Genomic DNA, 24,991 nt, shown 5'->3' with positions numbered 1-24,991 from the left:
ACCTTATCAAAAAAATGATAAGGCTTTTGTACTCGAGGCGGGACTTGAACCCGCACGACCATTACTGATCACTGGATTTTAAGTCCAGCGTGTCTACCAATTCCACCACTCGAGCGAATATTGTATATATAAATGTATAACCTCTTTTAAAAAGCTGCTTTAAAATAGAAAAAAAGCCTCGTCAAAACCGACAAGGCTTTTTTGTACTCGAGGCGGGACTTGAACCCGCACGACCATTACTGATCACTGGATTTTAAGTCCAGCGTGTCTACCAATTCCACCACTCGAGCGTTATACATTACATGAGCGAAAAACGGGGTTCGAACCCGCGACCTCAACCTTGGCAAGGTTGCGCTCTACCAGCTGAGCTATTTTCGCATATTTTTAAGAGCGTTTGCAATTCTTGATTGCGGATGCAAATATAATACATTTATAGCAACGTCAAAGTTTTTTGTAGCAAAAAAAATATATTTTTTCACAACCCCTTAAAAATCAATAAATCACTTGGTTTTCTTTACCAACATTCGCTTAATTTCATTCAGCTTCATTAAAGCTTCTACAGGGGTTAACGTATCTATATCGGTATGTAATATTTCTTCTTTTATCTCCATTAATAACGGATCGTCTAAATTAAAAATGCTCAACTGCATTTCATCTTCCAATCTGGCAATGGTTTCTTTGGTTTGTTCTCCTGCGTGCGATTTCTCTAACTGCTTTAATATTTTATTAGCACGTTTAATTACCTGTTGTGGCATTCCGGCCATTTTAGCTACATGAATACCAAAACTATGCTCACTTCCTCCCGCTACCAATTTACGTAAAAACAATACATTGTCTTTAGTTTCTTTTACAGCTACATTAAAATTACGAATACGGTTAAACGTATTGGTCATTTCATTTAACTCATGATAGTGCGTAGCAAACAAAGTTTTTGCTTTAGCAGGGTGCTCATGCAAATACTCAGAGATAGCCCAGGCTATAGAAATACCATCATACGTACTGGTACCTCTACCAATCTCATCTAACAATACCAAACTACGTTCTGACATATTATTTAAAATAGAAGCCGTTTCGTTCATCTCTACCATAAAGGTAGACTCTCCCATAGAAATATTATCACTAGCACCTACTCTGGTAAATATTTTATCTACCAAGCCCATAGCTACCTCATCTGCGGGCACAAAGGATCCTATCTGTGCCAACAACACAATTAAAGCAGTCTGACGTAATATTGCCGACTTACCACTCATGTTGGGCCCCGTAATCATAATTATTTGCTGCTGCTCACGATCTAAATACACATCGTTGGCAATATAGGGCTCACCAATAGGCAATTGTTTTTCAATCACTGGGTGACGTCCATTTTTAATATTTAGCGTAAAGGAATCGTCTAATAGTGGTTGTGTATACTTGTTTTCTTTTGCTAATTGCGCAAAACCACACAAACAATCTAACTGTGCAATAAGTACTGCATTGGTTTGTACCTGCGAAATGTAACCTTGCAACCACTCTACTAGTTTCTGAAATAGTTGTTGCTCTAACACCCCAATTTTTTCTTCAGCCCCTAATATTTTAGCTTCGTATTCCTTTAATTCTTCTGTTATATAGCGTTCGGCATTTACTAAAGTTTGCTTACGCGTCCATTCTTCCGGCACTTTATCTTTATGCGTATTTCTAACCTCTATGTAATACCCAAAAACATTGTTACTGGCAATTTTTAAAGATGGAATCCCCGTACGTTCCGTTTCGCGTTGCAACATCTGATCCAAATAATCTTTGCCTGAAAAGGCAAGTCTTCTGTATTCGTCCAGCTCTTCAGAAAAACCTTCAGCAATCGTATTTCCTTTTAAAATATTCACTGGAGCCTCCTCATTAATCATCTCCTTAATCTTGCCACGAAGCAACTCACAGTCGTGTAGTTTATCCCCAATAACCTTCAACGCTTCATCACTGGCTTGTAAGGCAATAGACTTAACAGGTATCACTGCCTCTAAACTATTTTTTAACTGCACCACCTCGCGTGGCGATATTCTTCCGGTAGCCACTTTAGAAATCAAGCGTTCTAAATCGGCTATTTGTTTTATTTGGTGTTGTATTTTTTGCAGTAGTGGCGGATTTTCTAGCAGAAACTTCACCACCTCATGACGCTCGATTATTCTATCGGAATTTTTAAGCGGCAACGCCAACCAACGTTTTAGCATACGCCCTCCCATAGCAGAGATTGTTTTATCTATAACATCTAACAAGGTAACCGCATTAGAAGCATTGGCATTATACAGCTCTAAGTTACGAATGGTAAAGCGATCCATCCACACATACTCATCTTCCGCAATACGTGTTAATGCCGTAATATGCTGTAATTGATTATGCTGCGTTTCGCCTAAATAATGTAGTACGGCACCAGAAGCTAAAACACCCTCATTTAAATGTGCCACTCCAAACCCTTTAAGCGAATTGGTTTTAAAATGCCCTGTAAGCGTTTCCTTCGCATAATCTTCCTGATAAATCCAATCTTCCTGAAAATAGGTATGAAAATCGGTTCCGAAGGTTTCTGCAAACTGCTTTTTATGTTTCTTAGAAACTAATAATTCGCTAGGCAAAAAGTTTTGTAACAACTTATCTATATACTCATTGTTTCCCTGAGCCGTTAAAAACTCCCCGGTAGACACATCTAAAAAAGCAACCCCGGTAAATGTTTTCCCAAACGATACAGCTCCTAAAAAGTTATTGGTTTTAGCATGTAAAATATCATCGTTTAGCGCTACCCCGGGAGTTACCAACTCGGTCACCCCTCTTTTTACAATGGTTTTAGTTTGCTTAGGATCTTCTAACTGATCGCAGATAGCAACACGTTGCCCAGCCTTTACCAGTTTAGGCAAATACGTATTTAAGGAATGATGCGGAAAACCTGCCAGCTCAGAACGCTCACTTCCGTTATTCCTACTAGTTAATACAATTCCTAGAATGGCAGATGCCTTTACTGCATCTGCTCCAAAGGTTTCATAGAAATCGCCTACGCGAAAAAGCAACATTGCATCAGGATATTTTGTTTTAATCTGATTATATTGCTTCATTAAAGGGGTCTCCTTTTTTGCACTGGATTTTGCCGACAAATCTTCTCTTTTTTATAAATTAACCTAAAAATGCGAAGTTAATGAATTAAAATTGCTGGTAGAACTGTTAAAAAAAATAAAATAATACTTGCAAAATTTATTCTTTGGCACGGTATTTTATATATTTGACCAACAAACTCAATACTATTGATATGAAAAAATTAATATTACTTTGTAGCGTTGCATTTTTTAGCTTAACAGCTACTTACGCTCAAACAGCAAAAGAGACACCTGCCACTAAAGAAGCAGCTGTACCTCAAGACGGGCCAAAAATCACTTTTGACAAAGAAACTATTGATTATGGAACTGTTGAGTACAAAGGTGACGGAGTTAGAGAATTTAAGTTTACAAATACAGGTAATTCTCCTTTAGTTCTTACTAAAGTTAAAGGTTCTTGTGGATGTACTGTTCCTACAGCTCCATTAAACAAGCCTTTTGCTCCTGGTGAGTCTGGTGTAATTTCTGTTAAGTATGCTACTAACAGACCAGGGCATTTTACTAAAATTGTTACTGTTACTTCTAATGCAGTAGACAATAACATTAAAAAAGTTAGAATTACAGGAACTGTTAAACCAGATCCGAATGCTCCTGCTCCAACTGCGGAACAAAAAAGATAATTAAAAGTAGACCACTACTTTAAAAAAACTTCCTCTTACTAGTAAGAGGAAGTTTTTTTTATGAATACCATATAACAACAATATCTATTTCTATGAGAAAATTAAAAAACAGTGAGTTAAACCGTATTGATGTTCAAACTTTTAAAGAAAGTAATAAGACGCCTCTTATAGTAGTGTTAGACAACATTAGAAGTTTAAATAATATTGGTTCTGTTTTTAGAACTTCAGATGCCTTTTTAATAGAAAAGATTTACTTATGTGGCATTACCGCTACGCCACCTAACAAAGACATTCATAAAACTGCTTTGGGCGCTACAGACAGTGTAGCATGGGAACATAAAGAAGATACCCTTGAACTGATTGAAGCCTTGAAACAAGAAGGCGTTATTACACTCGCCATTGAGCAAGCAGAAAATGCTACAATGTTAGATACGTTTACACCAGAGGCTCATAAAAAATATGCGGTAGTTTTCGGGAACGAAGTTAAAGGTGTAGCACAACCAGTAGTATCTGCCTGTGATAGCGTTATAGAAATCCCTCAATTTGGAACCAAGCATTCCTTAAATATTTCGGTGAGTGCTGGTGTTGTACTTTGGGACTTATTTTCTAAAATAAAATCATAAGAAGAAACTAAGCTTCCTGTTAAACTGCTTTAGTACTTAGCTATTTCATCTAGGATAAACTCGTAATCTTCAGGATTTTCCACAAAGTCCTTATCCGATACATCTATCACAAGAACATTTAAGTTGTTTTGCGAACGCATAAACTCAGCATACCCTTCATTTATCTTTTCAAGATAACTGGCAGGTATTTTCTGTTCGTACATTCTGCCACGCTTTTTAATATTCGCTAAAAGCCCTTGAGTATTCTGATGCAAGTAAATGTATAAATCTGGCTTTATCATTTCCTTGTGCATAATGGTAAATAACTTACGATACAGACTAAACTCCTCTTTTTGTAAAGTAACCTTAGCAAAAATTAACGATTTAAACACATCATAATCAGACACCACAAAATCTTTAAACAAATCGTACTGCGCCAAGTCGTCTGAAATTTGCTGATACCTATCTGCCAAAAAAGACATTTCAAGAGGAAACGCATAGCGTGCATTATCTTCATAAAACTTAGGTAAAAACGGATTATCGGCAAAACGTTCTAAAATAAGTTTACCATTAAAATCGTCCGATATTTTAGTAGCCAACGTAGTTTTACCAGCCCCAATATTTCCTTCTACAGCAATATAATTGTACTTAGAAAAAAGCTCTTTACGGCTAGGCAATTGCAATAAGTTCCCCACATTTATGCAGTCACTTTTATCTTCACACTGATATAAAAGCTCTTGTGTGGTTTTATTAAATACAGGATGAATTTTACCTGGAGCCATAGCTGCTAAGGGAGCCAAAACAAACTTACGCAACTGCATTTGCGGATGCGGCACCTGAAGTGTTTCGGTGGTAATTACCTCATCTTCATAAAAGATTATATCTAAATCTATTGTTCTGCTTTGGTAACCTTCAGCACCGTTACGCATGCGACCTAAACAACTTTCAATAGCCAAAAGCTTTGCCAAAACTGTTTCGGGCAACTCAAAAGTTTCTACAGAAATACAAGCATTGTAGAAATCATTACCATCAAATCCCCAAGCCGGTGTTTCAAAAACCGGAGAAACCGATACAACAGTACCTATTTCGGCTGATATACGACTTAAAGAATTTTGTAAATACTGTAACTTATTCCCAATATTGCTACCTATAGCAATGTAAACCTTTGAACGCTTTTTCATAATCAAAGGCAAAAATAAACAAAAACTAAGGACAAAATTTTATCTTTGCCCGTATTTTTAATAACAGATTTCACATGGCATTTTTAAGAAATTTATTAGCATCTATATTAGGATTCTTTATAGCATCTGGTTTTGTTTTTTTATTTTTCCTTATAATCATCTCTTTTACAAGCGCTAGCAGCGAAAAAGAGACGCTTATTGTAAAAGACAATAGCATATTGGAATTAGACCTTACCAAACCGATTAACGATCATGGTGGCACCTATAATTTTCCGGGAATGGAATATTTTAATTACGATGATCACTCTGGTCTTTATGACATTCTTAATGCCATTGAATATGCCAAAACTGATGATAAAATTAAAGGAATCAGTATTAAAAACTCTAAAGATTTACAAGGGGGCATAGCTACTACCAAAGCCATAAGAGATGCCTTAGCCGACTTTAAAAGTAACGGGAAATTTATTTACAGCTATGGAGATAATTATACGCAAAAAGAATATTACCTAAGCTCTGTTGCCGATTCTGTTTTTTTAAATCCTGTTGGAAATCTAGAACTTAAAGGACTAGGGGCTGAAATTTTATTTTACAAAGATTTTCAGGATCAAACTGGTATTAAACTAGAAGTAATACGTCATGGAAAATATAAAAGTGCTGTAGAGCCATATTTACAAAACTCGATGAGTGATGCTAACCGTGAACAAATGACGGAGCTACTAAATTCTGTATGGACTACTATTTCTGAAGACATTGCAAATTCTAGAAATATTGCTTTAGAAAACTTAAATACTATTACCGATAATTTAGCTGCCAGAACTGCTACTCTAGCTGTAAAAAATCATATTATTGACAACGCATATTATCATGATCAATATATAGACCTCCTTAAAAAGGTTACTGAAACAAGTACAGATGATGATTTAGAATATGTAAACATTTATGACTATGCAGATCAGGTAGCTACCAAATTATTTTTAAATCCCAACCCGGGAAAAATAGCCATTATTTTTGCGCAAGGCGAAATCATGTACGGTGAAGGTTCTAATACCATTATTGGACAAGATATAATGATTAAGGCCTTAAAAGAAGCGAGAGAAGATGACGATATTGAAGGTGTTATTTTAAGAGTAAATTCTCCTGGAGGTAGTGCACTGGCATCTGACATTATTTGGAGAGAAGTAGAACTAACAGAAAATGTAAAACCGGTTTATGTTTCTATGGGAAATTATGCTGCTTCAGGAGGTTATTATATTTCTTGTAGTGCCGAAAAAATATTTGCTGAACCTAATACGATTACAGGATCTATAGGTGTTTTTGGCATTTTACCAAACATTAAAGAACTTGCTAACAAATGGGGAATCCATTCTGAGCAGATAGGCACCCATAAAGCGTCTAACGGATATAGCCTTTTCAATGGTTTAACTGAAAACAAAAGAGCCGAAGTAAAAGAAGGTATTGAAACTTTTTACAACAACTTTGTATCTAAAGTTGCCGAAGGCAGACACATGACATTTGATGAAGTAGATGCAGTAGCAAGAGGTAGAGTATGGAGCGGAAATGATGCTCTTAAAAAAGGATTAGTAGATGAAATTGGTGGGCTAAAAGAAACTATTGAAGCATTAGCTACAGACAAGAATATTACAGATTATAGTATTGTAACCTACCCTGAATACGATGGCGATATCAACGATTTAATTAGACGTTTTTCCAACGAAAGTGCTAGTCTAAGCTTATCTACTGAAGAACAACTTAAAAAAGAGCTTGGTACAGAAACTTATGAAATATTAAAAAAATTGAATACCTTACAACAAGCTAAAGGTATACAAGCAAGATTACCTTTCGAAATAGAGATACAGTAAGTGCCTATGAAAGAAAAGGAGAAGAAGTTAGCATTTCAAATTTATTTATATTTAGGAGCCATGTTTATAACATCGCTCGTTGTGTCTAACCTCATATTCCAAAAGTTCTTTTACTGGTACCCTTTTGGTGATGTTACTGTATTTGGCACGCCACTATTCGTAATATCAGTAGGATTATTACCCTACCCTATTACTTTTTTAATTACCGATTTGATTTCTGAAATCTACGGAAAGAAAAAAGCGAATCAGGTAGTTGCCACTGGTATATTAGCATCCCTATTTTCTATGGGAATTATTTTAATTGCCGATCTTGTTCCAGCAACTTCGTACTCAGGTATAGACGATGCAACCTTCACTGCTGTTTTTGGACTATCTCCCATTGCTTTGCTGGCTTCTATGAGTGCTTATCTTATAGCTCAGTTTATAGATATTAGAATCTATCATTTCTGGAAAAAACAAACCAGCGGCAAGCATTTATGGTTACGTAATAATTTTTCTACGATTGCTTCTCAATTTATTGACACTGTTACTGTAATTTTGCTACTATGTGTTTTTAAGGTATTTCCTTGGAGTATGTTTAAAGGTTTAGTTATAAGCGGCTTCATATTTAAACTACTAATTGCGCTTATAGACACTCCGTTTTTATACTTGTTTACCTATTTATTTAAAGTTAGGTTTAAGTTAAAAACCGGGGAAGAAATTAACATAGATTAAACACAATTTAACAGTTAAATACTGTATTTTCCATTTCAAAAATTTAACACAGAACCATGAAACTAAAAAAGTTCTTAAAGGTTACCGGTATTGTTATTCTGATATTTATAGTAGCTCTGGTAACTATTCCTATCATCTTTAAAGGTAAAATTGAACAATTAATTAAAGATAGTATTAACGACAATCTAAATGCAAAACTAGAGTTTGCTGACACCGATATAAGCTTACTTCGTAATTTCCCTGATGCTTCTGTGCAAATTACCGATTTAAGTTTGGTAAACTACGCCCCTTTTTTAGGAGACACTTTAGTAAAGGTTAATTCTATTGATTTAAAAATGTCGCTTTCGCAATTAATCGCTAGCGGAGACGAACCCTTATCATTGGATTATTTTGCCATAGATGGTGCTAAAGTAAAAGTATTGGTAAACGAAACAGGAGAAGCTAATTACGACATTGCCAAAGCTTCTACAGAAACTGAAGAAGAAGAAACTACCAATAAAGAAACCACCGAAGAATCTACATCTGGCTTTCAATTAAACGTAAAAGGGTATGAATTAACCAACGCAGAGGTTGTTTATATAGACAAAAGCTTAGGAATGGAAGTATTAGTTGCCAACCTTAATCACTCTGGGAGTGGAGATCTTTCTTTAGAAACTTCTGAGCTAACTACTAAAACAACTGCAAATGTTAGTTTTGTAATGGACAGTACAAAGTACTTAAACAAAAACAGCATTTCATTAGATGCTATTTTTGGTGTTGACCTTGCAAACAACAAATATTCGTTCTTAGACAACAAATTACTGGTAAACAAATTACCCCTAGTATTTGACGGATATGTACAGTTACTAGACGAAGGACAAATGGTTGATCTAACTTTTAAAACGCCATCTACCGACTTTAAAAACTTATTGGCTTTAATTCCGGAAGCATATTCTAAAGATATCGAAGGTGTTGAAACAGAAGGTGCCTTTAGCATTAACGGTAAAGCATCTGGAGTGATAGACGAGGAGCATGACATGCCTACATTATCTATCAATATTGTATCTAACAATGCTAAATTTAAATACCCTGCATTACCTAAATCGGTAGAAAATATTGATATCAACGCCTCTATTACCAACACTACTGGTAATATGAATGATATTATAGTAGACGTAAAAAACTTTTCGTTTAAAATAGATACAGACACCTTTAAAGCAAATGCTTATATGCAAAACCTAATGGAGAACTTTACTGCTAAGGCTAACTTTGATGGTACAATCAACCTTGCCAACTTAAGCAAAGCATATCCGGTGGAACTAGACATCCCTCTTTCTGGTACCTTAAAAGCTAAAATGGCTACTGCATTCGATATGAATTCTATAGAAAATGGTCAGTACCAAAACACCACCAATAGTGGTAGTGTTTCTTTAAGCGGATTCTCATATAGCTCAGATGCTATGGCAAATCCGTTAACTATAAACAACACTGCTTTAACTTTTAACAACACAAAAGTATCTTTAGATGACTTTGATATGAAATCGGGCTCTACAGATATTAAAGCTGCTGGTTCTATAAGTAACTTTTTAGGATATATGCTCAATAACGAATTACTAAAAGGTAATTTCGATATCACCTCAAACAACTTCAACCTTAACGATTTTATGGTTGTAGAAGCTGAAGAGGAAAACACTGTTGTTGAAGAAGAAAACACCACTCCTACACCTACAGAAGAAGCACAAATAAAAATTCCTGATTTTCTTGACGCCACTGTTACTGTTAAAGCAAACAAAGTACAATACGATCAGTTAAACTTAACCAACGCAAAAGGTAGTTTAGTAATAAAAGACGAAACCGCCACTTTAAAAGATGTTTCTACCAATGTACTTGGTGGTACGGTAACCTTAAACGGTAATGCCTCTACTAAAGGAGACACCTCTACTTTTGACATGGATTTAGGCATAAAATCGTTCACCATTGCCGAAGCTTTTGAAGAACTAGAATTGTTTAAAGCTTTAGCGCCAGTTGCAAAAGCAGTTGAAGGAACGTTAAACTCATCATTAAGCTTAAAAGGTAACTTAGACGAATCGCTGTCTCCTGACTTAACTACTTTATCGGGTAATGCTATTGCAGAACTTTTAGGAAACGGTATTAACATTAAAGAATCTAATGCACTTAGTGCTTTAAATAGCAGTGTTAATTTTATAGATTTATCTAACCTTAACGTAAAAGACTTAAAAGCCATTCTTAAATTTGAAAATGGTAAAGTTAACGTAGAGCCATTTCAAGTAAACTATAAAGATATCTCGATTGATATTTCGGGAACTCACGGCTTTGACCAAACCATGAATTACAATGCTACGTTTAATGTACCTGCTAAATATTTAGGAAGCGATGTCTCTAAATTATTAAGCAAATTAAACGATAGTAGTATGGACAATACCATTGTTCCGGTTACCGCTAATATTACAGGAACCTTTACAAGTCCTAAAATTAACACAGATGTTAAACAAGCAGTAACCGACCTTACCACTCAATTAATAGCAAAACAAAAAGATAAACTAATTAACACCGGTACAGAAAAAGCACAAACTGTTATTAGTAATTTAATTAGTGGTAATAAATCTGAAACAGATACTACTGAAACAACACCTACCAAAACCACAAAAGAAGAAGTTAAAAATGTGGTAAAAGATAAAATCAATAATTTATTTAAAAAGAAGAAGTAATAAAAAATAACAAACTAAAAAGGCAGCTCATGAGCTGCCTTTTTTAATATCGTTCTATGGGTCTGTCTTCATACAAATCGTTAAAGGTTTTATTTGTGACGTAGTCATCCCTTAGTACTCTGTAAACCATTAGTACTAATATTACCTGACCAACAACGGTTACACCAAATATCCACCTCAACGGAACCTCAAAACCAACCATTGCTACTACAGTTACAAGCAGCAAAGTGGTTACAAATAAGTAAAATGCAATTGGTACTTTCATAACTTTTCTTTAAAAGATACAGAAAGCCTCTGAAATCACCTCTTCATTTAACTAACAATTAACGGATTACACTAATAGTAACCACCAATCCTTCATTACCTCTTACATTAAAAACCGTATTATCTTCAAAAATTAAATACTGTCCTTTAATTCCTTTAAGCACCCCTTCAAACTCAGGAGTCTTAGTTAAGTTCAAACTTTTTAATTTACTCGGATACGTCAACACCGGAAAATTTAAATTTAACTCGGTACTATTTTCAAGATAGTAGGGCATTACCTCTTCAGGAATATATTGTTTTAAACGGTTCTTCCACTCTTTTAAATCTTCATCCTTAATTTCATTTTTAAGCATGGTACGCCAATTCGTTTTATCGGCCACATGCTCTTTTAGCGCAACCTCAGTAATCCCTGCAAGATATCTATTAGGCACTTCTACCAACTCAATAGCTTCATGCGCCCCTTGATCAATCCATCTTGTAGGCACCTGATTCTTTCGGGTTACCCCAACTTTTACATCACTACTATTTGCCAAATACACAATATGCGGTTGCAGTTGTGCCTTCTTTTCATAGGATAAATCCCTATCTTCTATACCTAAATGAGCCTTACTCAACTCAGGTCTAATTACCCAATCAGCCGCCTGAGGCACTTCATAAAAACACGACTTACAAAAACCTTGACGATAAATAGGCTTATCTAAATGACAATTAAGGCATTCATGCTTTACAAACTTAATCGCTATCCTCCTCTCTAACAACTGATTCATGTTGATATAATCATTCGGAAGTTTCAAATAATATTGTATCGGATTTGCTAATTCTGTTATCATTTTTATAAGAACACCTTCAAACATGTTAAATCTTTTATATTTTATTAATCAATATATTTTGGCTAACTATTTTATATTTATTTTAGAGAACTAATTTCTATTTTCAGAATAATTGAAAATAGCACTATTAGTTAATGTAAAAGTAGCTAAAAAAATGCCGATTCCTATATTCAATTCTGTTGCTTCTTGGTTTTTAAAACAAAGAATAAATCAAATAGAACTTTTTATAAAGTACCCACATGAGGTTCAAAATGAACTTCTACATCAGTTATTAGATACTGCCAAGGACACGCATTACGGTAGCAACTATGGTTTTGAAGGAATGAACAACTACGATATTTTTAAAAACAATGTTCCGCTTACAACCTATGAGGAGTTTGAACCTTATATAGAAAGATGCAGAAGAAAAGAGCATAATATTTTTTGGCCCAACGAAATTAAATGGTTTGCAAAGTCTAGCGGTACTACAAACGCAAAAAGTAAGTTTATACCAGTAAGTGAAGAATCCTTACAAGATTGTCATTACAAATCGAGTAAAGACTTACTTTGTATTTATCTTAATAACAATGAAGACTCCGAGTTATTTTTAGGCAAAAACTTACGCTTAGGCGGAAGCAAAAACATTTATGAAGACAACGGTACTTATTTTGGAGATCTCTCTGCTATACTCATAGAAAACATGCCGCTTTGGGCCGAGTTTAGTAGTACGCCTTCTAACAAAACATCTTTAATGAGCGAATGGGAGCATAAGATAGAAGCTATTATAGAAGAGTGCATAATAGAAAACGTTACCAGTTTAGCCGGAGTACCATCCTGGATGCTAGTACTTTTAAATAACGTTTTAGAAAAAACAGGCAAGCAGCATCTACTCGAAATATGGGAAAACCTTGAAGTGTACTTTCATGGTGGAATTAGTTTTACACCCTATGCGGATCAGTACCATAAATTGATCCCAAAAGGTGATTTCAGATATTACGAAACCTACAACGCTTCAGAAGGTTTTTTTGCGATACAAGACACCAATAATAGTAAAGAACTTTTATTAATGTTAGACTATGGGATTTTCTACGAATTTATCCCAATGAATACCTTTGGCACACCAAACCAAATAACCATCCCTTTAGAACAAGTAACGCTAAACACCAATTATGCCATAGTAATTACTACTAACGCTGGACTATGGAGATATATAATAGGTGATACCGTTCGATTTACATCACTTAGTCCATACCGCATTAAAATAACAGGTAGAACCAAACATTATATAAACACATTTGGTGAAGAACTTATTATTGAAAACACAGAAGAAGCTTTAAAATCAGTATGTAAAAAATTACAGTGTGAAATTATAGATTATACTGTTGCCCCCGTATTTATGGAAGGAAAAAATAAAGGAGCTCATGAATGGATAATTGAGTTTAGAACAATTCCTGAAAACATTAAAGAATTTACTGATCATTTAGATAAAAGACTCATGGAGTTAAATTCTGATTACGAAGCAAAACGCTATAAAAACATTACTCTTAACCAACCAAAAATTCACACCGCACAACCAAAGCTATTTTACAACTGGTTAAAGAAACATAATAAGCTAGGCGGACAACACAAAATACCAAGACTTTCTAACTCTAGAACTTACCTTGAAGAGCTTCTAGAACTCAATAAGATAACTGTCTTATAACTAAGAATATAAAAAAAAACTAAATCTAGCTTTAGTTAAAAAAACACAAAACAATACACTTAATCGACGATAATTAACATCTTAACAAATAAGGTTTTACATTTTTGCTTTCAGCCCTGTAGCAGTAGTATATTTGAGTATCGCTAAAATAATATTACTAAAATCAAGATTAAAAATGAGAACTTTACAAATCACAGCAGCCATACTTTTTTCTGCACTTTTGAGCGTAAACGCGCAAGATGATGTAGCATTAGTAGAATCTGCAACTACTGTAGATCGTCAACCAGTTCGAGAAAGAAGAATTAATAAATTAGATCCTAGTGGGTTTAAATATACTGTTGATAACTTAAAAGTTAACAGTCAATTTACCGACTTAACGAATCACATTTATAAAGATAAAATGATCTATTCTTCTTCTAAGAAAATAGGCATTTTCAAATCACAAATAGACCCTGCTTCTAACGAAGCTTACAAAGAGTTGTTTTGTGGTAAAATAGCAAAGAATGGTGAAATTGTTCATTCTACATTTTTTTCGAATGTTATTAATACTGAAAATTCAAACGAAACTTACGCTAGTTTCACAGATGATGAAAAAACAGTATACTTTACAAGAAGTGTAAAAGAGGGAGACAAAGAGCCTTTAAAAATATTTAGAGCAAGATTACACGACAAATATGAGCAATGGATTGACTTAGAAATGCTTTCTTTTAACATGGAAGGATTTGATTTTGATACGCCTTATATTTCTCCTGACGGTTCTAAATTATATTTTGCATCTAACATGCCAGGTACTTTAGGTGGTTATGATTTGTATGTAGTAGACGTTGCTGCTGACGGTACAACAAGTACCCCAAGAAACTTAGGCAACGAAATCAACACTACAAAAAATGAGAAATATCCTTACATGCTAGATAATGCTCTTTACTTTTCATCTGAAGGGCACTATGGATTAGGTGGATATGATATTTTTGAGAGTTTATATGTTAACCAAAAATTCCACTTCCCTGCAAACATGGGATCATCAATCAACAGTATTTCTGACGATTTTGGTTTCTTAATCACTGCTGATAATAAAGGATACTTTACTTCTGATAGAGAAGGTGGTAAAGGTGGATATGATATTTATAAATTCGAAAGAGAAAAAGTTAAGCAATTCTTAGACATTCAAATTGTTGACGAAAACAATGTACCAATTGCTAACACTAATATTATAATTAAAGACGAGTACAACAGAGTTTTCAAAAACGCTGCTACTAATGATAAAGGTGAATTAAAAGTTGAAATTTTACCTTATAGCTCTTATTCTTTACATATCGAAAAACAAGGGTATATTGAAAACATGAAAGGCTTTGAATCTTTAGAAGGTGAAAAAGCAGACTTAGTGTATAACGAACAAATTACTCTTGCTAAAGAAAGAACAATTATAACCGAACAAACAATCTTAGATAGAATTGTTTTATTCGAAACAGACAAATCAGACATTAATACAGATGCTTTAAAAGATATTGTTGCTACTATAAACAAAACAGGAGCTAGCAAGGTAATCATCAATGCATATGCCGATAAGAGAAGCTCTGATGAATACAACTTAAAGTTATCTGAAAAAAGAGCCTTTGCAGTTAAAGAATATTTACTTGCAAACACGAACATCAACCCAGAAATAGTCTCTTTAAACTTCTATGGTGAGCACCACCCAACACTTAGCTGTGAAGAGTGTACTCAAGAGCAATTAACACAAAACAGAAGAGCTAGAATTATAGTAAAGACTCAAAAGGTTGATATTGAACAGTAATTCGATAATTATTTAGCGATAATTAATAAGAAAGGAGTTAACAATGTTAACTCCTTTTTCTATTTATCACCCCTCTCTTTAATTAAAAAAAGAACTAAAGCGCATACCATAAAAAGGATGCCTTAAAAGCTATACTATCAGTGAGCACTCACAACAAACCTCCAAAATAATATATAATCTAAAACTGAAAGTATTACCAATAAAAAAAGCCGTAAACAATATTGTTTACGGCTTTTTTTATATGTAGTATACAGACTAACTAACTTGCAGCCTTTAATGTACTTATAATAGCTTTATTTAACATGCTTTCCGCATATTGCTTAGAAACATGAAAAGCACTTACATCTTTATCACTTGGCAACTGAAACATTGCATCAGTTAATATAGCTTCACACAACGATCTTAAACCTCTTGCTCCAAGCTTATATTCAATAGCCTTTTCTACAATATAATCTAATGCCTCATCAGAGATACTAAGTTCTATATTATCCATAGCAAAAAGCTTTTCATACTGCTTAACAATAGCATTCTTAGGCTCTGTTAATATAGATCTTAATGTTTTCTTATCTAACGGATTCATATACGTTAAAACAGGCAACCTACCAATAATTTCAGGGATAAGACCAAAATCTTTTAAATCTTTAGGAATAACATATTGCAATAAATTATCCTTATCAATAGTCTCTACGCTATTGGTAGAGCTATACCCTACCGCTTGCATATTAAGTCTTCTTGTTATAATACGCTCTATACCATCAAAAGCACCACCAGCTATAAACAAGATATTCTCTGTATTAACTTCTATAAACTTTTGATCAGGATGCTTTCTTCCTCCCTTAGGCGGAACATTTACAACAGTACCTTCTAACAACTTTAACAAAGCCTGTTGCACACCCTCACCAGAAACATCTCTAGTTATTGACGGGTTATCACTTTTACGAGCTATTTTATCTATCTCATCAATAAACACAATACCTCTTTCTGCCTTTTCAAGATCATAATCTGCCGCCTGCAGTAATCGGGTTAAAATACTTTCTACATCTTCCCCAACATAACCAGCCTCTGTAAGCACTGTAGCATCAACAATAGCTAACGGCACATTCAACATCTTAGCTACACTTTTAGCTATTAATGTTTTTCCTGTACCAGTTTGCCCCACCATTATAATGTTACTCTTCTGAATCTCAACATCATCTTCAGTAGATGATTGTAAAAGTCGCTTATAATGATTGTATACCGCCACAGACATTACCTTCTTGGTTGCATTTTGACCAATCACAAACTGATCTAAAAAATCTTTAATTTCTAAAGGCTTTTTAAGCTCCAGTTCAGTAGACAAATCTTTGCTTCTAGACTGCTTAGATTCTTCCAAAACAATCCCATGTGCCTGTTCTATACATCTATCACAGATATGCGCATCCAATCCGGCAATCAACAAACTTGTTTCCGGCTTCTTTCTACCACAAAAGGAACATTCTAACTCTTCTCTAGCCATTCAGTAAATTTATTTTCTAATTAACACCTCATCAATCATACCATAAGCCTTAGCCTCATCAGCTTTCATCCAATAATCTCTATCACTATCATCACTTACTTTTTCAAATGATTGACCTGAATGACTTGCTATAATTTGGTATAACTCCTCTTTTAATTTTAAAATCTCTCTAGCTGTTATTTCTATATCACTTGCCTGACCCTGTGCCCCACCTAAAGGTTGGTGAATCATAACACGTGAATGAGGTAAAGCAGAACGCTTACCATCTGCTCCGGCACACAATAATACCGCACCCATAGAAGCTGCCATTCCAGTACAAATAGTAGCCACATCAGGCTGTATAAACTGCATTGTATCGTAAATACCTAGACCTGCATACACACCTCCACCAGGTGAGTTAACATAAATTTGAATATCCTTAGAAGCGTCTAAACTAGTTAAGAACAATAACTGTGCTTGCACTATATTAGCAATCTGATCATCAATTCCGGTTCCTAGAAAAATAATTCTATCCATCATTAATCTAGAAAAAACATCCATTTGAGTCACATTTAATTGGCGTTCTTCCATAATGTAAGGAGTCATCCCTACAGGATTCATTTTACTAACAATCTTATCATAGTACATATTATTAATACCATGATGCTGGGTCGCATATTTTTTAAATTCTTTCTTAAAATTCATAACTTATTATTAAAAAAAAGGCGTTAATCTCTTCTATAAAGATTAACGCCTAAAGATAGGTATTTATTTTTTAACAAAACTACGAATAAGCCTCTTTAACGAAGTCTTCATAAGATACTTCCTTTTCTGTTAAATTACCATTATCCTTAAAGAATGTTATCATTTTTTGACTCATTAACTGCTCAGAAAGTCTTTTAACCTCTTCCTGATTAGACATGATACGCATTGCTACATTTTCTACCTCTTCATCGGCAGGATCTAATTGACCAAACTGAGCCATTTGAATTTTGATATAGTCTTTAGCAAAATCTTTAAGCTCATCAAAAGTTACTTGTAAATCGTTATCCTTAATAATTTTACCTTCAATTAATTGATAACGTAACCCTTTTTCTGCCTTTTCATACTCTTCTTTAGCCTGCTCTTCTGTTAATGGTTGTTCACCAGAAGCTTGTAACCACTTAATTAAAAACTCAGCTGGTAAATCAAAAGAAGTATTTCCAATTAACCCTTCAGTTACATCATTTAACAACTTTTGATCAGACTGCTGAACAAACTGCTTTTCTGCATCTTCTTTGATTTTAGCTTTTACTTCCTCTAAAGTAGTAACAACTCCTTCACCAAATAACTTATCAAATAACTCCTGATTTAACTCAGCAAGTTCTCTTGTATTTACCTCTTCAATGGTAGCTGTAACTTCAATATCTAAACCATGAGCATCATCATGAGAAACTTTTAAAACCTCCATTAAGTCATGATCATCTGCAAATAATCCGTTAGTAGATAAAGCAACAGTCTCACCTATTTTAGTTCCTAATAACTTTTCAGCAGCTTCTTCACTTTTAATTTTATCAAAAGTAAATGTTGCTTTGTTATTAATTTCTTTTTCTTCGTTTACAAAAGTAGCCGTAATTTCTGCATCTTTAATAACCTCTTTTTGACCAACAAGTTTACCAAACTGCTTTTGAATACGCTCTATTTGCTCATCAAGCATTTTATCGTCTGCAACAACTTTATAGTGCGTTACAGCATCTTTACCAAATTCTATATCAAAAGTAGGAGCAAGACCTAACTCAAACTGAAATAAAAGCTCTTCCGCATCCCAATCCAACTCATCTTGAGGTTTTGGTAACGGATTACCAAGAACATCTAGTTTCTCTTCAGTTAAAAAGTTATTTAGAGCCTCTTGTAATAGTTTATTTACTTCGTCTACTAAAACAGCTTTACCATATTGTTTTTTTACCATACCCATTGGTACATGGCCTTTTCTAAAACCAGGTATATCTGCTGTTTTACGGTAATTATCTAGCGTACTATCTACCTTATCACTATAATCTTCTTTAGATAATGCAACGGTTACAATTGCATTTAAATCATCTACTTGCTCTTTTGTTATATTCATTTTATATACTATAAAAATTGGGTTGCAAAATTAATACATTTTAGCAACTCAACCAAGTTTTTAAGCACCTGTATTTCATATTGTTAATTTATTCTTCTATTTCTTCGTTTAATGCAGAATTCAACATTGATTGCAAAACAGATAGCAATAAGCTAAAAATTAAAGCCCACCAAAAACCATCTACTCCAAACCCGTCTACCAACTTACCTGCAAAAAGAATAATAAACGCGTTAATCACTAGCAGAAAAAAACCCAATGTTAAAATAGTTATAGGTAACGTTAGCACTATTAAAATTGGCTTTACAATAGTATTTAACACCCCAATAACAAGAGCTACAATTACTGCTGACAAATAATTATGTACACGAACTCCCGGTAATAAATAAGCTAAAAACATGACTACTATCGCAGACAATAAAATTTTGATTATAAGTTTCATTACGTCCTTTTTATTATAAAAATAAAAAAGGAGCTGCTTTGAACCAAAAAGCAACCCCTTTTTTGGGAATTATTTAATACAAAAACTCAAAACTATTCTAAATATAACGCTGTATAATCTAACAAATCTACCTCTGGCAAATTAGAACCATAAGTACTATTTATAGCAGCTATAAACACATTAGACAAATATGCATACCCTCTTGAAGACGGATGCACCCCATCTAATGAAAATGCACCACCCGTAGCATAGGTGCTGGTTAATGTAGAACCATTAACAGTAATACCTCCATTGGCCAAATCATACATCACTCCTTCTACATCTACGAATGCTAAACCATAACTAGAAGCCAAAGTTTCAATACTCAAATTATACGATGTTTGTGCTGTTGCTGCCACCAATTGCTCTTCAGGCGTAAGCACCCATTTATCTCCTAAAGGAACAGAAACTCCGTTAATCATGGTATCATCATTATTAACCGTAGTACCAATTATACCCTGTGCTGTTAACACAATTAAATCATTTTGGGTAGTCAATCTATAATTAGGCATTCCTAACGCAGACAAATCAGTTAAATACTCATCTTCCATTAACATCGCATTATTTTCTCCAGCTGCAAAAACAATCATACGCTTATTCATTTCATCAGCAGTAATCATCCCATAACTATAAGCCAATTGCAGCCCTCCGTTATAGGCTGCAAATGCATCATTAATAGTAGCAGCGGTAGCAGCATCCAACGGTATTGGATTGTAAGGTACTGTAGTAAAATAAGGAATTGTTGTTATATCTGGAATATTAGCAACTACTCCTTTTGCTCCATTAGCAGTAAGGGCTGCTAAAAGATCATTATACACAGACCCAAATACTGTAGGATCTGTGATATCTTCAGACCCATACATAGTAGGATCATAATTTCCTGTCTGATCTTCACCAACACCTCCACCTCTCGCATAGCTTAGTACATCATTATTACCTATCCACAAAGAAAAGAAAGTAGGGTTTTGCACCATCGCATCGCTTATAACAGATGCATCTGTAGAAGAAGCAAATCTAACAAAAAAAGGATTTGCTGTACCTGACAATAATCCATCTAAACTACCATAGCCTGCTGCCGTTAAATGAAATATTTTAGCACCCGGCACTCCCATATTATTATAAGATCCTGACAAGACATTTGTAATATCTGTAGTAGGTGTTCCTGAAACATTTACCGGAGCGGGATCATAATTTGCAAAAGACAAAATTAATCTATTATCAAAAATCTGAACTCCAGACATGGTCACACCTCCTAAATTATCACTCACTAATGGCTGGGTAAAATCACCTCCACCCGCAAGTGCAAATTGTTGAGATAAAATATTAGGCAAAGAAGACTCTTGACTCTGAAGTGACAATGCCCCATCACAATAGCCTGCTGTTAAAGAATTTCCTAATGCTACAAATGTGGTAAAATCAGCAGATCCACTAGTGTAAGACACATCTTCTTCTGTTGGCTCAACAACAACATCATCGGAACTACACCCAACAACCAATAACAACGATAGTAAAATGCCGTAAGTAAAACTGTATTTCATTCTTGTATAATTATTTGATTATATCAAAAATAATACAAAATATGAATTTATCAATTTTTTATATTAAAAATTATAGTATTTATAATTAAAGTGGCTTAAAAAATAGGTTTTAACATTACTCACTACTTAAAAAAGCTACAGATTTTTTGTAAAACTCCTTCGGATTTTCTGCATGTAACCAGTGTCCTGAATTGGAAACTGTTTCAATAACAGCTTCCGGAAAGTGTGTTTTGATAAGGTTTTCATCGGTAGGCATTACATATTCGGATTTGTCACCTCTTAAAAACAACACGGATCCATCATAAGATGTAAAACTTGGTAACGCCTCTCCTATTTCTTCTCCTTTCGTTCTTAGCACCTCTAGATTAAACCTAAACCCGAGACGCTCTTTCTCTACCCAATATAAATTTTTCAATAAGAATTGTCGGGTTCCCCAATCAAAAATATATTTAGACAACTCTTCATCGGCTTGCTTTCTAGTTTTTATCACATCAAAATTTAACGAAGAAAGACTATTTAAAATTGTTTCATGATGGGGCGGATAAAACTTTGGAGCAATATCTGCAACTAGCAACTTAACAACAATCTCTGGATACGTAACAGCAAACAACATAACTGTTTTACCCCCCATAGAGTGTCCTAAAAGCATTACCTTTTCCAACTTATAATCTTGAATGTACGCATAAAGATCTGCAACAAGCACATCATAATTAAACTCATCATCACGAAAGCTTCTCCCATGATTACGCTGATCTATAATATGCACCTGAAAACCCGCTTCCGCATATCCTCCAGCCATCGTTTTCCAGTTATCAGACATTCCTAAAAAACCATGTAATATTAATAATGGTTGTCCTTCACCAATAATTTTAGAATACAGTTTCCCCATTATTGCAACTTATTTAAATACAAGTTAACCACATTCTCGATCCCTAAATACAGCGATTCGGCTATTAATGCATGACCTATAGACACCTCTAATAACCCTGGTATATTTTCTTTAAAAAACTTAATATTATCAAGACTTAAATCGTGCCCCGCATTAATACCTAAACCCAATGCATTCGCTCTAACAGCCGCTTTTACAAAAGGCTCTATTCCTTTTACATCTCCTTTACCGTATGCAACTGCGTAAGCCTCGGTATATAACTCAATTCTATCGGTACCGGTAGCAACAGCACCTTCCACCATTTCTTCTACAGGATCTACAAAAACAGAAGTACGTATTCCATTGTTTTTAAATTCAGTTATTACATCGGTTAAAAAATCCTTGTTTTTAATCGTATCCCAACCAGCATTAGAAGTAATAGCAGTTTCCCCGTCTGGCACCAATGTTACCTGAGTAGGCCTAATTTCCAGAACCAAATCCATAAAGCTTTTTATAGGATTTCCTTCTATATTATACTCTGTATAAACCACCTCTTTCAACTCTCTTGCGTCCTGATATCTAATATGCCTTTCATCGGGTCTTGGATGTACGGTAACTCCATGAGCACCGAACTTCTGAACATCCTTAGCAACTTTTAACACATTAGGCATATCTCCTCCTCTAGAATTTCGAAGCGTTGCTATCTTATTAATATTAACACTTAATTTCGTCATAATTTTATTTTTTTTTCGCTGTCTGCAAAAATACAAACAACATAATGCTAAATTATAGTCTAAAATTACTATTTTTCGGCTTTATTTAAATAAATATGGAAATCACGTCATACATAAACATTGATTTTCAAGTCATTAGCCCTGATGAAAGCATAAAAAACGTTCAAGCTATTTTTAACAGCACAACGTTTACGCATTTACCTATAATCCATAACAATGTTTTAGTAGGTAATATATCAGAAGATGATTGCAAAAGCTTTGACAATTCTGAAAATATTGAAGCCTACAATTACCTCTACAATGCATTTCATGTAAAAAAGAGTACAAGCTGGCTAGATGTTTTAGAAGCATTTGTGCTTAATGAAACAAACATTATGCCTGTGCTAGATGAAGATGATTTGTACATTGGCATTTATGAATTAAACGACATATTATCATTCTTTAATGAAACTCCTTTCCTAAGTGAACCAGGAAGTACAATTGTAGTTGAAAAAAATAGAAGAGATTATTCGTTTAGTGAAATAGCTCAAATTATTGAGAGTAATAACGGAAAAATATTAGGTATTTTTATTTCTGATCTTAAAGACAACATTACACAAGTTACCTTAAAAATAACGTCTGGAGGACTTAACGAAATATTACAAACCTTTAGAAGATATAATTACGAAGTGATTTTAGGAAGCGAAGAAGACACCTACTTAAAAGAACTGAAAGAACGATCAGAATATTTAAATAAATATCTGAACATTTAACCCCCAAGTTAATGAAAATCGGAATCTACGGACAATACTACCATGATAACTCGGGAACATATATCAAGGAGCTTCTTGAAATATTAGATGCTAGAGGCGTAGATTTCCTAGTTAAAGAAGATTACCTACAGTTACTTGAGGAAGAGATTTCTATAGAGAAAAAATACAAAACATTTAGCTCTTACAGTGAATTAGACAATTCTTTTGATTTGTTTATCACTATTGGTGGTGATGGCACCATTTTAAGAGCTATCACCTACATTAGAGATTTAGGTATTCCTATATTTGGTATTAACACAGGTAGACTAGGCTTTTTAGCTACCGTACAGGAGTACGAAATTAAAGACACAATAGACTATATTTTAAATAAAGAATTTAAAGTAGAAAACAGAACCTTACTGGAACTGACCACAAATAACGACGAAATTTTAGCCACAGAGGACGGACTTAATTTTGCATTGAACGAAATTACAATCAGCAGAAAAAACACCACCTCTATGATTACTATTTCAACGTATTTAAACAATGAATACCTAACCTCTTATTGGGCTGATGGATTAATTATATCAACCCCAACAGGATCAACGGGTTATTCCTTAAGTTGTGGAGGTCCGGTTATTATGCCACACGCCAAAAATCTTGTATTAACACCAATTGCTCCGCATAATTTAAATGCTAGACCTTTGGTTATACCAGATGATATGGAAATACAACTCGAAGTTTCAGGACGTGAACCAGCCTTTCTTGCTTCGTTAGATTCTAGATTAATTACATTAGATCATGATACAATACTAAAGATTAAGAAAAGTTCATTTAAAATTAAATTAGTTGAATTGTATTCTGAAAGTTTTTTAAAAACTATAAGAAAAAAACTTTTATGGGGAGAAGACAAAAGAAATTAATATAATATGGACGTTAATTAACCGTTAAATTGTTAAACAACTAAACACTTAATTTAAATCAAGTTTATTTATATTTGCAAACTTTAAAATTATGAGGGGATTATTTATTACATTATCATTTTGTTTTGCTTCGATCTTTTTATCGAATGCTCAAAGTCATGAATTAGGAGCTTTTGTAGGCGTTAGTGGATTCATGGGAGACGTAGGAGAACAAAGCTATTTCAACCCAAAGAACCCGGCAATAGGAGTACTTTACAAGTACAGCCCACATCCTAGATATGCTTTAAGAGGTTCTATTATTTCTACCAAGCTCTATGGAGATGACTTAGATTCGGGATACCCATCGCGTTACAGAAGAGGATATATGTTTGAAAACAACATACTTGAAATAAATGCTAATTTTGAATTTAATTTCTTAGAATTTGATCCAAATGACACCGAAACACATGTTACACCATATGTAGCAACAGGGCTTGCTTATTTTTTTATGGATAAAAATTTCTATACAAGCGATTCTAGAATGGCAAAAAGTAACATTAGAAAAGGTGACCTTGCTATCCCTTTTACACTGGGTCTTAAAAGCAACATATCAAATGGTTTCATACTAGGTTTAGAAACGGGAACTAGATATACTTTTTCAGATAATATTGATGGAAGTGGACCTTCAGGAGAAGGTTTTGGAAACACCAATAGCAAAGACTGGTATTTCTTTTATGGCTTAACTGCTACCTTTACGCTAGGAAACAATTATAAAAATTGCCGTTGTCCTTTCTAAACACT

Annotated in this window: 21 protein-coding genes and 3 tRNA genes; 10 read left to right on the top strand and 14 right to left on the bottom strand. The window is 34.1% G+C overall.

Annotated elements, in window-relative coordinates; translation table 11 throughout:
* Nucleotides 1-29 precede the first annotated feature (29 nt).
* From NBRC110019_RS00515 to mutS, 4 genes are all read right to left on the bottom strand, one after another.
* Nucleotides 30-115 (bottom strand) — tRNA-Leu (locus tag NBRC110019_RS00515).
* An 89-nt stretch (nucleotides 116-204) separates the two neighbouring features.
* A tRNA-Leu gene (locus NBRC110019_RS00510) sits at nucleotides 205-290 on the bottom strand.
* A 15-nt stretch (nucleotides 291-305) separates the two neighbouring features.
* Nucleotides 306-378: transfer RNA gene (locus NBRC110019_RS00505), tRNA-Gly, on the bottom strand.
* Nucleotides 379-500: 122 nt separating this feature from the next.
* On the bottom strand, nucleotides 501-3,074 hold the full coding sequence (gene mutS / locus NBRC110019_RS00500) for a DNA mismatch repair protein MutS (RefSeq protein ID WP_281751225.1): 2,574 nt from the start codon (nucleotides 3,072-3,074) through the stop codon (nucleotides 501-503).
* Nucleotides 3,075-3,265: 191 nt separating this feature from the next.
* Between mutS and NBRC110019_RS00495 the strand changes: the two genes are divergently transcribed.
* Together NBRC110019_RS00495 and NBRC110019_RS00490 are read left to right on the top strand one after the other, a co-directional pair.
* Nucleotides 3,266-3,730 carry a DUF1573 domain-containing protein gene (locus tag NBRC110019_RS00495; protein WP_281751223.1) on the top strand — a complete coding sequence of 155 codons (465 nt, stop codon included), beginning with the start codon at nucleotides 3,266-3,268 and terminating at the stop codon, nucleotides 3,728-3,730.
* A gap of 92 nt (nucleotides 3,731-3,822) precedes the next feature.
* Nucleotides 3,823-4,353: an RNA methyltransferase gene (locus NBRC110019_RS00490; protein WP_281751221.1), complete on the top strand. Its 531-nt coding sequence runs from the start codon at nucleotides 3,823-3,825 to the stop codon at nucleotides 4,351-4,353.
* 29 nt (nucleotides 4,354-4,382) lie between these two features.
* Here the strand turns inward: NBRC110019_RS00490 and folK are convergent, their stop codons facing one another.
* Nucleotides 4,383-5,513 carry a 2-amino-4-hydroxy-6-hydroxymethyldihydropteridine diphosphokinase gene (gene folK, locus NBRC110019_RS00485; RefSeq protein ID WP_281751219.1) on the bottom strand — a complete coding sequence of 377 codons (1,131 nt, stop codon included), beginning with the start codon at nucleotides 5,511-5,513 and terminating at the stop codon, nucleotides 4,383-4,385.
* 74 nt (nucleotides 5,514-5,587) lie between these two features.
* Here folK and sppA point away from each other — a divergent pair, with 74 nt between their 5' ends.
* From sppA to NBRC110019_RS00470, 3 genes are read left to right on the top strand one after another with little or no spacing between them, the layout of a single operon-like run.
* Complete coding sequence (sppA, locus tag NBRC110019_RS00480; RefSeq protein WP_281751217.1) at nucleotides 5,588-7,372, top strand: signal peptide peptidase SppA; 1,785 nt, start codon at nucleotides 5,588-5,590, stop codon at nucleotides 7,370-7,372.
* A 6-nt stretch (nucleotides 7,373-7,378) separates the two neighbouring features.
* Entirely contained in the window at nucleotides 7,379-8,086 is a 708-nt protein-coding gene (locus NBRC110019_RS00475) for a queuosine precursor transporter (RefSeq protein ID WP_281751215.1), read from the top strand.
* A gap of 56 nt (nucleotides 8,087-8,142) precedes the next feature.
* Nucleotides 8,143-10,794, top strand: coding sequence for an AsmA-like C-terminal region-containing protein (locus tag NBRC110019_RS00470; protein ID WP_281751213.1), 2,652 nt, complete (start codon nucleotides 8,143-8,145; stop codon nucleotides 10,792-10,794).
* Nucleotides 10,795-10,837: 43 nt separating this feature from the next.
* Here NBRC110019_RS00470 and NBRC110019_RS00465 read toward each other — a convergent pair whose 3' ends face one another.
* Both NBRC110019_RS00465 and NBRC110019_RS00460 read right to left on the bottom strand, forming a co-directional pair.
* Nucleotides 10,838-11,059: a hypothetical protein gene (locus tag NBRC110019_RS00465; RefSeq protein WP_281751211.1), complete on the bottom strand. Its 222-nt coding sequence runs from the start codon at nucleotides 11,057-11,059 to the stop codon at nucleotides 10,838-10,840.
* Nucleotides 11,060-11,117: 58 nt separating this feature from the next.
* Nucleotides 11,118-11,912 carry a DUF2797 domain-containing protein gene (locus NBRC110019_RS00460; RefSeq protein WP_281751209.1) on the bottom strand — a complete coding sequence of 265 codons (795 nt, stop codon included), beginning with the start codon at nucleotides 11,910-11,912 and terminating at the stop codon, nucleotides 11,118-11,120.
* Between the two features lie 130 nt (nucleotides 11,913-12,042).
* On the opposite strand from NBRC110019_RS00460, the gene NBRC110019_RS00455 reads away from it, so the two are divergent.
* Together NBRC110019_RS00455 and NBRC110019_RS00450 are read left to right on the top strand one after the other, a co-directional pair.
* A complete protein-coding gene (locus NBRC110019_RS00455) occupies nucleotides 12,043-13,569 on the top strand; it encodes a GH3 auxin-responsive promoter family protein (protein WP_281751207.1) in 1,527 nt (508 codons plus the stop codon).
* 175 nt (nucleotides 13,570-13,744) lie between these two features.
* Nucleotides 13,745-15,361 (top strand): OmpA family protein, encoded by a 1,617-nt coding sequence (locus NBRC110019_RS00450; RefSeq protein WP_281751206.1) that lies wholly within the window; start codon nucleotides 13,745-13,747, stop codon nucleotides 15,359-15,361.
* A 259-nt stretch (nucleotides 15,362-15,620) separates the two neighbouring features.
* Here NBRC110019_RS00450 and clpX read toward each other — a convergent pair whose 3' ends face one another.
* The 7 genes from clpX to NBRC110019_RS00415 form a co-directional block, all read right to left on the bottom strand.
* The gene (gene clpX, locus NBRC110019_RS00445; protein ID WP_281751203.1) at nucleotides 15,621-16,856 is read right to left on the bottom strand and encodes an ATP-dependent Clp protease ATP-binding subunit ClpX; all 1,236 of its coding nucleotides are present in this window, start codon (nucleotides 16,854-16,856) and stop codon (nucleotides 15,621-15,623) included.
* A gap of 9 nt (nucleotides 16,857-16,865) precedes the next feature.
* On the bottom strand, nucleotides 16,866-17,540 hold the full coding sequence (gene clpP, locus NBRC110019_RS00440) for an ATP-dependent Clp endopeptidase proteolytic subunit ClpP (RefSeq protein ID WP_281751201.1): 675 nt from the start codon (nucleotides 17,538-17,540) through the stop codon (nucleotides 16,866-16,868).
* Nucleotides 17,541-17,619: 79 nt separating this feature from the next.
* Entirely contained in the window at nucleotides 17,620-18,939 is a 1,320-nt protein-coding gene (tig, locus tag NBRC110019_RS00435; protein WP_281751199.1) for a trigger factor, read from the bottom strand.
* An 88-nt stretch (nucleotides 18,940-19,027) separates the two neighbouring features.
* Nucleotides 19,028-19,378 carry a phage holin family protein gene (locus tag NBRC110019_RS00430; RefSeq protein ID WP_281751197.1) on the bottom strand — a complete coding sequence of 117 codons (351 nt, stop codon included), beginning with the start codon at nucleotides 19,376-19,378 and terminating at the stop codon, nucleotides 19,028-19,030.
* Nucleotides 19,379-19,470: 92 nt separating this feature from the next.
* Entirely contained in the window at nucleotides 19,471-20,955 is a 1,485-nt protein-coding gene (locus tag NBRC110019_RS00425) for an SGNH/GDSL hydrolase family protein (RefSeq protein WP_281751195.1), read from the bottom strand.
* 115 nt (nucleotides 20,956-21,070) lie between these two features.
* The gene (locus NBRC110019_RS00420; protein WP_281751193.1) at nucleotides 21,071-21,844 is read right to left on the bottom strand and encodes an alpha/beta fold hydrolase; all 774 of its coding nucleotides are present in this window, start codon (nucleotides 21,842-21,844) and stop codon (nucleotides 21,071-21,073) included.
* The gene (locus tag NBRC110019_RS00415) at nucleotides 21,844-22,557 is read right to left on the bottom strand and encodes a pyridoxine 5'-phosphate synthase (RefSeq protein ID WP_281751190.1); all 714 of its coding nucleotides are present in this window, start codon (nucleotides 22,555-22,557) and stop codon (nucleotides 21,844-21,846) included. The genes NBRC110019_RS00420 and NBRC110019_RS00415 overlap by 1 nt, the downstream gene beginning before the upstream one ends.
* A gap of 95 nt (nucleotides 22,558-22,652) precedes the next feature.
* Between NBRC110019_RS00415 and NBRC110019_RS00410 the strand changes: the two genes are divergently transcribed.
* The 3 genes from NBRC110019_RS00410 (at nucleotide 22,653) to porG (ending at nucleotide 24,986) form a co-directional block, all read left to right on the top strand.
* Nucleotides 22,653-23,309: a CBS domain-containing protein gene (locus tag NBRC110019_RS00410; protein ID WP_281751188.1), complete on the top strand. Its 657-nt coding sequence runs from the start codon at nucleotides 22,653-22,655 to the stop codon at nucleotides 23,307-23,309.
* An 11-nt stretch (nucleotides 23,310-23,320) separates the two neighbouring features.
* Nucleotides 23,321-24,211, top strand: a complete 891-nt coding sequence (locus NBRC110019_RS00405; protein ID WP_281751186.1) for an NAD kinase — start codon at nucleotides 23,321-23,323, stop codon at nucleotides 24,209-24,211.
* 91 nt (nucleotides 24,212-24,302) lie between these two features.
* Nucleotides 24,303-24,986: a type IX secretion system protein PorG gene (gene porG, locus NBRC110019_RS00400; protein WP_281751184.1), complete on the top strand. Its 684-nt coding sequence runs from the start codon at nucleotides 24,303-24,305 to the stop codon at nucleotides 24,984-24,986.
* The last annotated feature ends 5 nt before the right edge of the window (nucleotides 24,987-24,991 follow it).

Origin of the sequence: Neptunitalea chrysea (assembly GCF_027924145.1) — a bacterium.
Classification (GTDB): domain Bacteria; phylum Bacteroidota; class Bacteroidia; order Flavobacteriales; family Flavobacteriaceae; genus Neptunitalea; species Neptunitalea chrysea.
This window is presented reverse-complemented; position numbering and strand designations above follow the sequence as displayed.

What these genes read in the sequence shown, in the direction of transcription:
- NBRC110019_RS00420 (WP_281751193.1), bottom strand. Translation starts at nt 21,844, where the DNA reads ATGGGGAAACTGTATTCTAAAATTATTGGTGAAGGACAACCATTATTA.
- folK (WP_281751219.1), bottom strand. Translation starts at nt 5,513, where the DNA reads ATGAAAAAGCGTTCAAAGGTTTACATTGCTATAGGTAGCAATATTGGG.
- NBRC110019_RS00475 (WP_281751215.1), top strand. Translation starts at nt 7,379, where the DNA reads ATGAAAGAAAAGGAGAAGAAGTTAGCATTTCAAATTTATTTATATTTA.
- NBRC110019_RS00455 (WP_281751207.1), top strand. Translation starts at nt 12,043, where the DNA reads ATGCCGATTCCTATATTCAATTCTGTTGCTTCTTGGTTTTTAAAACAA.
- NBRC110019_RS00415 (WP_281751190.1), bottom strand. Translation starts at nt 22,557, where the DNA reads ATGACGAAATTAAGTGTTAATATTAATAAGATAGCAACGCTTCGAAAT.
- NBRC110019_RS00430 (WP_281751197.1), bottom strand. Translation starts at nt 19,378, where the DNA reads ATGAAACTTATAATCAAAATTTTATTGTCTGCGATAGTAGTCATGTTT.
- clpP (WP_281751201.1), bottom strand. Translation starts at nt 17,540, where the DNA reads ATGAATTTTAAGAAAGAATTTAAAAAATATGCGACCCAGCATCATGGT.
- NBRC110019_RS00450 (WP_281751206.1), top strand. Translation starts at nt 13,745, where the DNA reads ATGAGAACTTTACAAATCACAGCAGCCATACTTTTTTCTGCACTTTTG.
- sppA (WP_281751217.1), top strand. Translation starts at nt 5,588, where the DNA reads ATGGCATTTTTAAGAAATTTATTAGCATCTATATTAGGATTCTTTATA.
- NBRC110019_RS00460 (WP_281751209.1), bottom strand. Translation starts at nt 11,912, where the DNA reads ATGTTTGAAGGTGTTCTTATAAAAATGATAACAGAATTAGCAAATCCG.
- NBRC110019_RS00410 (WP_281751188.1), top strand. Translation starts at nt 22,653, where the DNA reads ATGGAAATCACGTCATACATAAACATTGATTTTCAAGTCATTAGCCCT.
- NBRC110019_RS00405 (WP_281751186.1), top strand. Translation starts at nt 23,321, where the DNA reads ATGAAAATCGGAATCTACGGACAATACTACCATGATAACTCGGGAACA.
- NBRC110019_RS00425 (WP_281751195.1), bottom strand. Translation starts at nt 20,955, where the DNA reads ATGAAATACAGTTTTACTTACGGCATTTTACTATCGTTGTTATTGGTT.
- tig (WP_281751199.1), bottom strand. Translation starts at nt 18,939, where the DNA reads ATGAATATAACAAAAGAGCAAGTAGATGATTTAAATGCAATTGTAACC.
- clpX (WP_281751203.1), bottom strand. Translation starts at nt 16,856, where the DNA reads ATGGCTAGAGAAGAGTTAGAATGTTCCTTTTGTGGTAGAAAGAAGCCG.
- NBRC110019_RS00470 (WP_281751213.1), top strand. Translation starts at nt 8,143, where the DNA reads ATGAAACTAAAAAAGTTCTTAAAGGTTACCGGTATTGTTATTCTGATA.
- porG (WP_281751184.1), top strand. Translation starts at nt 24,303, where the DNA reads ATGAGGGGATTATTTATTACATTATCATTTTGTTTTGCTTCGATCTTT.
- mutS (WP_281751225.1), bottom strand. Translation starts at nt 3,074, where the DNA reads ATGAAGCAATATAATCAGATTAAAACAAAATATCCTGATGCAATGTTG.
- NBRC110019_RS00495 (WP_281751223.1), top strand. Translation starts at nt 3,266, where the DNA reads ATGAAAAAATTAATATTACTTTGTAGCGTTGCATTTTTTAGCTTAACA.
- NBRC110019_RS00490 (WP_281751221.1), top strand. Translation starts at nt 3,823, where the DNA reads ATGAGAAAATTAAAAAACAGTGAGTTAAACCGTATTGATGTTCAAACT.
- NBRC110019_RS00465 (WP_281751211.1), bottom strand. Translation starts at nt 11,059, where the DNA reads ATGAAAGTACCAATTGCATTTTACTTATTTGTAACCACTTTGCTGCTT.